The sequence below is a fragment of the Mesorhizobium sp. M7A.F.Ca.US.005.03.2.1 genome, from assembly GCF_003997795.1.
GTDB lineage: Bacteria > Pseudomonadota > Alphaproteobacteria > Rhizobiales > Rhizobiaceae > Mesorhizobium > Mesorhizobium ciceri.
Genome location: NZ_RZRP01001223.1, coordinates 1 through 1,342, shown reverse-complemented (window position 1 = coordinate 1,342; position 1,342 = coordinate 1). Strand labels below are relative to the sequence as shown.

The window sequence follows — 1,342 nt, the reverse complement described above, 5'->3', positions numbered from 1 at the left end:
GTTCTTAGGTCGAGGTCCCCGGCCGCGCCAATGGCGCGGCCGGAAAATTCTCCAACAGAAAACTGGCCGGAACCGCGCGGCGGCTCCGGCCGTCGCGCTTACTCGGCGGCGATATCGAAGGGTTCGCCCCCCTCGGCCAACCGCAGTGCCGCGATGGGCAGAGGACGAATGGCGTCGACGGTTGCATTGACGGCGACCACGCTGACGGTTCGCTTGACGTATCGCGCCACCGCATGAGCAGCACCCCAGAGCACCCCAGCTATCCGCTATCGCTGCGCGCGCCGAGAAGCCGACCTGGCTGAGACGTTCGACCATATCGGCCAGCATTAACTGTTCGCCGCCATGAAGGTGGTCGGCGCCCGTGGTATCCATGACCAATCCGTCGGGAGGATCTGGGGCGACAATCGGCGCGTAGCGCCGCAAGGCCCACAGGGCCAAACGCTCAAATGCCTCCGCGTCGGCATCGGGTTCGGCCTCCATGACCGCCAGCCCCTGAATGAGCGCCTGTGCCTTCGTCGCCGGCATTCCCACCCGCAGGCCCGCTTCCACAGCCGCGCGATCTGTTGCTACCACCAAGCGACGGTTGCCTTGCTGCCCGACCAGCACCAAGGGTCTATCCGGTGGCGGCGAGACGTCGCCCAATTTCCTTCTGAGCCGGTCGGTCGACCAGCTTGGAAGGAAGAGCGAGTCGACCCTTTGCATCACAAGCCTCCACTTCGATATCGAGCGTTTCCCCTCCACGTGATCGGATCAATTCAAGTTGCCATCGTGCCCGGCCGACGCCTGGCACGGGAAGCGGTCGCGACGGCAAGACAGAAACCCGCCAGCGCGTAACAGACGCCGTCGGCTGCCCGAAATCGGCGGCTTCGGTCTGGCGGCGCCAGCGGCGGATCGCGATGCCCATCGCGCCGGAGCCTTCCGATGCTAGCTGTAAACGTCGCGACGCCGTCATCGAGAGCCGGGCAACTTCGGCAACCACAGCCCCAAGCCCGACATGCCGCAAACCTTCTTCGAAGCAGGCGAGCAAGGATTTGTCGTCACCGGCTTCGACATAGATCACCCGGTCGGGGTGAAGTCCGACCTGGGCGATTGCCGGCGCAAACAGATCCTGGCGCGTCACGCACCACAGCACCTTGCCTTGGGTTCTGGCCGCAATGCCCGCCGCAAAAAGCGACGCGGCGGCGCCATCGAGCGCTCCATTGCCACCACCGGCAACTTCATGGAGCGCGCCAAGTGCCACACCGCCCCCAGGCAGGTGGCTGTCGATAAAGGAAATGCCGAAGGGGAGCACCACTCTTTCGCGCGTATTGCCGCCTTCGAGACGCGCAATGCGATTTCGATG

The 1,342-nt window shown here is 64.8% G+C and carries 1 protein-coding gene and 1 pseudogene; both read right to left on the bottom strand.

All coding sequences use genetic code 11. From position 1 onward, the window contains the following. Positions 1–221 precede the first annotated feature (221 nt). Positions 222–702 (bottom strand): annotated as a pseudogene (locus EN991_RS36475) (DNA polymerase Y family protein); the annotation flags it as partial. Further along, positions 614–1,342: ImuA family protein (locus EN991_RS36470; RefSeq protein WP_206519333.1), on the bottom strand; the 729-nt coding region annotated here is incomplete at its 5' end. The pseudogene EN991_RS36475 and the gene EN991_RS36470, both read right to left, overlap by 89 nt.